10 protein-coding genes are annotated in these 6,217 nt (G+C 68.4%); 1 reads left to right on the top strand and 9 read right to left on the bottom strand.

What is annotated here, in order from left to right:
• Positions 1 to 239: 239 nt before the first annotated feature.
• The 8 genes from ETD96_RS39580 to ETD96_RS39550 all read right to left on the bottom strand — a co-directional run bounded on the left by ETD96_RS39580 (position 240) and on the right by ETD96_RS39550 (position 3,896).
• Positions 240 to 677 (bottom strand): hypothetical protein, encoded by a 438-nt coding sequence (locus tag ETD96_RS39580; RefSeq protein WP_138641618.1) that lies wholly within the window; start codon positions 675 to 677, stop codon positions 240 to 242.
• Between the two features lie 44 nt (positions 678 to 721).
• The gene (locus ETD96_RS45400; protein WP_171069460.1) at positions 722 to 898 is read right to left on the bottom strand and encodes a hypothetical protein; all 177 of its coding nucleotides are present in this window, start codon (positions 896 to 898) and stop codon (positions 722 to 724) included.
• Positions 899 to 1,107: 209 nt separating this feature from the next.
• Positions 1,108 to 1,488 (bottom strand): RRQRL motif-containing zinc-binding protein, encoded by a 381-nt coding sequence (locus ETD96_RS39575; protein ID WP_138641617.1) that lies wholly within the window; start codon positions 1,486 to 1,488, stop codon positions 1,108 to 1,110.
• The gene (locus ETD96_RS39570; RefSeq protein WP_138641616.1) at positions 1,475 to 1,726 is read right to left on the bottom strand and encodes a hypothetical protein; all 252 of its coding nucleotides are present in this window, start codon (positions 1,724 to 1,726) and stop codon (positions 1,475 to 1,477) included. Before ETD96_RS39570 ends, ETD96_RS39575 begins: the two co-directional genes overlap by 14 nt.
• Positions 1,727 to 1,871: 145 nt before the next feature.
• Positions 1,872 to 2,168 (bottom strand): hypothetical protein, encoded by a 297-nt coding sequence (locus tag ETD96_RS39565; protein WP_138641615.1) that lies wholly within the window; start codon positions 2,166 to 2,168, stop codon positions 1,872 to 1,874.
• 500 nt (positions 2,169 to 2,668) lie between these two features.
• Entirely contained in the window at positions 2,669 to 2,869 is a 201-nt protein-coding gene (locus ETD96_RS39560) for a hypothetical protein (protein ID WP_138641614.1), read from the bottom strand.
• Entirely contained in the window at positions 2,866 to 3,429 is a 564-nt protein-coding gene (locus ETD96_RS39555; RefSeq protein ID WP_138641613.1) for a hypothetical protein, read from the bottom strand. Before ETD96_RS39555 ends, ETD96_RS39560 begins: the two co-directional genes overlap by 4 nt.
• Positions 3,430 to 3,521: 92 nt before the next feature.
• The gene (locus ETD96_RS39550) at positions 3,522 to 3,896 is read right to left on the bottom strand and encodes a hypothetical protein (protein ID WP_138641612.1); all 375 of its coding nucleotides are present in this window, start codon (positions 3,894 to 3,896) and stop codon (positions 3,522 to 3,524) included.
• A 362-nt stretch (positions 3,897 to 4,258) separates the two neighbouring features.
• On the opposite strand from ETD96_RS39550, the gene ETD96_RS39545 reads away from it, so the two are divergent.
• Positions 4,259 to 4,924 (top strand): GntR family transcriptional regulator, encoded by a 666-nt coding sequence (locus ETD96_RS39545; RefSeq protein WP_138641611.1) that lies wholly within the window; start codon positions 4,259 to 4,261, stop codon positions 4,922 to 4,924.
• 59 nt (positions 4,925 to 4,983) lie between these two features.
• On the opposite strand, the gene ETD96_RS39540 is transcribed toward ETD96_RS39545, so the two are convergent.
• Positions 4,984 to 5,817: a hypothetical protein gene (locus tag ETD96_RS39540; RefSeq protein WP_138641610.1), complete on the bottom strand. Its 834-nt coding sequence runs from the start codon at positions 5,815 to 5,817 to the stop codon at positions 4,984 to 4,986.
• Between the last annotated feature and the right edge of the window lie 400 nt (positions 5,818 to 6,217).

The raw sequence follows: 6,217 nt of genomic DNA, 5'->3' as shown, positions 1-6,217 counted from the left end.
GCAGCGTCAGATGTGTATAAGAGGCAGGGGAGGTGGGGGAGGTCAGGGGACGAGACATCGCGGCTCCTTCGGGGAACGAGCGGGAACAAGGGATGAGGCGCGGGGCACAGAACGGCGACCTTCGGTCACGCCGGGGAAGGTCTGGCGTCCTGTCTCGCCCCGGACACGGAAGTTCCGGAGCGAGGCAGAGCGTCAGCAGCACGTCGGGGGGATCGGCCGCGCGGGCCGGGTGAAGGCGGTCAGCCGGTGTGCTTGCATCCTGGGATCGGGCGCCACACCGGGCGGTGCTGTGAGGGGTCCAGTCCCACACACGAGTCACACCACGCGCCGTCGTCGGTGATCAGCCACGACGCGTTGCGGGCGTAGTCGAGTGCCACGTCCACGTCGGGGAAGTGCGTGACATAGCCGTCGTCTTCGTCGAGCAGGGCACCGCAGCAGTTGCAGCCGATCGTCACGCACGCCTGCCTGCGGGGGTGCGGGGTCGGGACGTCCCGGTCGGGAGAGGTGAAGTCGGCGGCGTCGGCGCGGGCGGCGGCGGCAGTGTCGTAGTGGGGGATGCAGTCACCGGTGTCCACCGCCGCGCCGCTGCTGTACCGCAGCTCGAAGCACGGCGTCTTGTAGGCGCGGGTGATCAGGTTCGCCGGGATGTCCAGCGGCATCTGGGAGATCAGGGGCATCTGGGGTCCTTGGGGGATTGGTCGGGTTCGTTCTTCGTGCCAGGTCAGGCGGCCCACAGGTCGCCGGGGTCACCGAGATCACGGGCGCGGCGGGCGATGTTGCGGGCGGCGTTGCCGGACACGTGCAGACGGGCCGCGATGGTGCTCACGCAGCCGCCGGCGGCCAGAATCCGGGCTGCGGCCAGCACACGCTCGGTGTGGGTGGTCAGGTCAACGCTCATGGCAAACGTCCTTGTCGAATCGGAGACAGCGAGAAAGGGCCCGCCGGGGCGGCGGGCCAGCAGACAGAGCAGCGGGTGAGGTGGTCGCGCAACGGCGAGCCGTTGCGTTGCGCCGGACCTACGCGACGCGTCGCGGCCAGCTCAGTGCGACGCGTCGGGCACGGCCGCGTTCGACGCCTGTTCGCGGGCCGCGGCCCGTGCGGGAGCGGTCAGGCGGCGTCGCGTTCCCAGTCGTCGGCGCAGGCCAGGCAGCAGCCCAGCCGCCGGCGCAGCACGTAACCGACATCGGTGCGGCACCGCGGGCAGGTCCGCCGCGCGGCCAGCGCTTTGGCCAGCGCGGCGCGCTGCGCGGCGGTCGGGACGCGTTTGGGCAGCGCAAGCCGCCGGTCGTACAGGTAGGCCACGCCGAGCCCGCGCCACCGGTGCCACAGCACCTGAGCCACCACGTCCTGACCGCCGGGGCGGAGCCCGGCGGCGGCGAGCTGGCGGCGGGTGGCCAGGTGCGGCGGCGCCAGCCGCCACGGGTAGGTCGGGATGCCGTACCGGTCCCCACGCGGATCCCAGAACCGCGCGGAGCTACGCCGGGCCATCGGCGCGATGCCCGGTCGAGGGCCGGACCGTGCGCGCGGCCGTGGGGGTCCAGCGGTGCCCGCAGTCGCAGCGGTGGCGCCCGTCGGGCAGCACCCGCACGCTGCGGACGCTTCCGCAGTTGGAACACCCGCGCTCCCGGCCGTCGGGCGCGGCGCCGGTCGAGTTGGTGAACGCGGCCGGGACGGGGTGCGTGCCGGTCACCGCGACCGGCATCGTCATCGTCATCGGGTTCGTCATCGCGCACAGCGCTCCCTTCTCCCGCGTCGCGGGGGATCGGATGACGAAAGATCCGGGCGTCTGGCACCGGGTGAGACGGCCCCGCAACCGCGCGAACATCTGTCGCAGCGGGGCGGGGCCGCCCGGACTCGGGGTCAGCTACCGGTCAGGCGGCCAGCCCGTCACAGGCCGCCGGAATGAGGGCGTTCAGAGTCCCCGCCGGCAGCGCCTGACCCGCCCGAGCGGTCACCCGGGCGACAGAGAACCGCCACCACTCCCCGCCCCGGTGCCCGGCCGCCACGAACGAGCGCACCAGCCGCACATGGGCGTGCGCGGTGTCGCGGTCGGTGAACGGGCCCAGCACCAGCGCCGATTCGGCCATCCGCGCACTGGTGCGCACCGAGACGTAGAACGCGGACGCCGGACGGGACTGCGCGTCAACGGCGGCAGTCGGGGCAGCCATGACACCGCTTGGTACGGGGACGGGGCCGGGCATAGGAAATCGACATCGGAACCTTTCTTTTCCAGGCAACCAAGCGGCCCCGGCCGCCCGCCCCCATTACCAGGGGAAGGGCGACCGGGGCCGAATCATCTGGAGGAGCTAAAACGGGCGGGAGCAGGCCCTCCAAGGCTCTGCCGTTCCGTGAGGTGGCCCGGGCAGAAACCCGGGCCACCCGGACGCAACGTCAGCGCTTGCAGCACCGGGCTGCATCGGCGGGGGTGTCGTAGGCCGTGCCGCACGTGGGGCACTCGTTCCAGGTGCTCACGGCGATCACTTCTTCTTTCCGGTCTTGGCGTCGTAGGCGTCGCGGACGCTCTTGGGCTCACCGTGCGGCCACGTCGAGGACTTGCCCTTGGTGGGGTTGTCGGCCATCGTTGGGACTTCCTTCCTGTTGGGAGGTGCCCGGGACGCCGCTGCTTGGCGGTGGAGGCGTCCCGGGTCTCGGGGAACTTCGTGGGGCCCTAGCCGTCGGCAGGGCCGGTCAACACGACGTCGAGGTAACGGCGCTCGCCGCTGCCGCGCCGGTTCGGGTAGGGGACAGAGACCTCACCGACCGCGCACCGGTCGCCGGGCAGCTCGGCCAGCAGCTCGGCCAATGCCGCCACGTCGGCGGCGTCGCCGGACAGCCGCACCTTGACCAGCCGGGCACGGGGGGCCGTCACCGGGCGGCCCCGGCCGGGGCGGTGTCCAGCGCCCGCACGACCGGCGACAGTCGCGCATCCAGGGCCGCGGCCAGCCGCTTGACCGCCCGCTTTGCGTCGCGGACGTCCAGGTCAGGGACGCGCAGCGGGCGCCACAAGTCACCGGTGTCGATCGTGAACAGCAGCAGGGTGCTGGTCAGCATCGCCGGGCACCGGGCCACCGCGTCGTCATAGGGCTCGTGGTAGCCGCCATTCCAGCGATCCCAGTCGCCGAACCCCCGCACGCCGGCCAGCGCGACCGGGCGCGGGACCGCGACCTGAACCCGGGCGATCAGCGAACCGTCGTGCTCGCTGGTGGTGAAGGCCACCGACTGGAGCCGTTCGGCCGTCCAGTCCACGTACGGCGGCGACATGATCGGCGAGGTGGCGACCTCCCAGGCGGCTCGGGCGAACAGCGCCGGGTCGGTGGTCACCGGCTCTTCCCAGTCGAACCGGTCAGCGTGCTGGCGAAGGTAGACGCCGTACCGGCTCACCCCATCGGAGGCGCGGTCACGGTCATAGGCGTCATGGAATCGGAACATCACCTGTCGATCACTCCCTTTCGGTCGGTCGAATCGGACAAAGCAGAAGCGCCCCGGCCTGAACCCGGCCGGGGCGCAACAAGTCGGGAGAATCAGCGGGCAGCGATCTGGACCACGGCCCGCGCAACGGGCGGCTTCGGGCGCGGCATCACGCGCGTCCGGCGACGCTGGCCGCTCTGCCGGCAGCCCTCCTCCAGCCGGGCCCGCCACTCCTCAAAGGTCAGATCGACCCTGACCTTCTGGCCACTGCCCGGACACCACGGCGCCGGCGGGCGGAACTCGTTGGGCCACGCGTCGGCGCCTGGAACGTCGGGGCCGCGATGCGGCGTGATCATGCTGCGCTTCACCGAGCGCCAGGCACCGCAGTCCGGGCAACCAACCAGGGTGCAACCGCCCCGGTCGGACATGCTGACCAAGTTCGGCGGCAGAGACGACAGACGGATGACCGGGCGGCCGTTGGAGTACATCGAGACGAACCCTCCGAGGTCGGGAACCTGAGTCCTTGCGTTCTCCGCCCCGCACGGACGGCCCCGATCCGAAGACCGGAACCCGACCGCGCGGGGCGGGCAGCGCAAGCGCCACAGACGTTCGTTCGGCATCGCGTAACCGCGCCGGTCCAGGGACTTTGGTCAACCCGTACACACGAGGGCGAGACCACCGATGCCTTGTTCAGTTGGAGACTTCTGCGTACTGCCAGTGACTCCTCCGGACGGAGCGAGCCACTGGGAAGCAGCGTATACGTAGCTTCGTATACGCACAACCCCTAGGTATACGATGGTGCGTATACGCTGGTGAAGGTGCCATCGAGACAGGAGGGGTTGATCGTGCAGTGACAGAACCGGCCTACGTCCGCATCGCGGGCGAGTACGCCCGACGCATCCGCAGCGGGGTGCTCCCGCCCGGCACGCAACTACCGAGCTACGCCGAGATCGCCCAGCAGAACGCCGTGTCGGACATCGTGGTTCGGAAGGCCCTCGAACTCCTCCAGAGTCAGGGGCTCGTTCGATCCGTGCGGCGGCGAGGCGTCTTCGTCGCCGACCGCCCGAACCTCGTTCGCGTGTCCCCCGAACGCCAGATGGAGACGGCGGAGCAGTCGTTTCAGAACGAATCGGATCAACAGATCCGAGTAGACCGCGAAGTCCAGCAGGCTCCCGCCACGGCGGAGCTTGCGGAGGCACTCGGGATCCCGGTGGGGCAGGAAATCAACCACGTCATCACCCGAGCGGCCGAGAATGGGCGACCAATCTCGATCTCGGACACCTACCATCCGCTGGACGTCACAGACATCTCGGAGGCCGCCTTTCTGGAGGAGGCAATCTCCGATCAACTACCGACGGTCGCCCATGCTGAATGGCTACAGACAACGCCCGGCGATCTCGTCAAAACGGTACACCAGCGGTTCCTCTCCGCTGATGACCGAGTCATCATGATCTCCGACATCTCGTATCCCCGTGACCGCTACGACGCATTCGTGTTCCGCATGACTCTCAAATAGAGGCATGTAAAAGGGGGGCGCCGACCAGACCGGCGCCCCCCTTTTTTTGGTGTGTGGACTCAGATTCGAACCCAGCCCTGTGCCGTGTCCGCATCTGTCCACCATGAAACAAAGCGTGGATCTGTGGAATCTAGTTTCCATCGGGCGGACAAGGCGTCGAAGAAGGCATTGTTAGCTGTCTTGCCGCCCCTGGGCTCTCCGATGTAGACAAGTCGCTCGCCCCCGGCCTCTTCGAACGACGTCAACACATCAGACGACATCCTGTCTCCCCAGCCAGGTGGCCAGCACAGAAAAAGCACGGAATCCGCTGGCCTCGCGCGGGTTTCGAACTCGGACAGATCTTTGACGGGGTGCCAGACGTCCGCCTGGCCGACCGCTCCAGGAAAGGAAGTGTTCTTGGTCCTGTCTGGCGGATCTGAATCGTACGCATCAACGGTTAGCCCGGCATAAGTCAGCTGCGCTGCCCAATAGCCCCGCCCGGCTCCGACTTCCGTGATCGGAAGGTCCCCGCAAAAACCCGCCATCCATTCAATGGTTTGCGGGGCGGGTATGGCGTACGCATAGCTGGCCTGCAAGTGCATCTGTGCGTAGGCGAGCCGCGCACTTCCGTTCGGCCTGCCACCATTCACTACGCGCTTGCCGTCTGTCTCGGTCACGAACGGTTCAACGATGTCCCAGTACGGGTTTGCGCTCACAGTGTTCCCGCCGGTCATGTAGTGCACGAAACGCAAATCGAACTGCGCGTCGGCTTGGGCATCGCCGGTGCCTGCCAGCTCTCCCGCCATGTCCAGATACTCGGCCACCTTGGGGTATTGGGAGCGGAGCCTGTGCTCGTCCTTCAGGAGCGCAGTGAGTTCGTCCCATCGGCGTGGTGTCATGGTCAGCTTGGCCATGTGATGAGTCTCTCCCACCGCCCTCCGACGGTCCAGCCTCCTTTGTAGCCTGCGATCAGTGCTAGAAACGAAAAAAGCCCTGGTCATCGCTAGGATGACCAGGGCTTCTCTGCGTCTGGCGTGACGCGATACTCGTGGGGCAACTGTCCCCGGCGGTCCCCGTCTGGGGGAGTTGGCATGCCTGACGAACTGCCTGACGATCGGTGCAACCGAGCACGGACCTGTGCGGACCTTCGGGGACTGTCAACGTGCGGCATGGACGACGCTGCTACCAGGTGGGATGCCGACAAAGATGCTTCGAGTCCAATCGCGGGAGCTCGAGGCGGGTCAGGCTGCTCGATGAGCGTTGCTCATCTTCGCCTTGGCCCGCCGTGTCTTTCCGGGGGGCGACCCCCCGGAG

This window comes from Actinomadura geliboluensis (assembly GCF_005889745.1).
In the GTDB taxonomy this organism is placed as follows: Bacteria; Actinomycetota; Actinomycetes; order Streptosporangiales; family Streptosporangiaceae; genus Spirillospora; species Spirillospora geliboluensis.
This window is presented reverse-complemented; position numbering and strand designations above follow the sequence as displayed.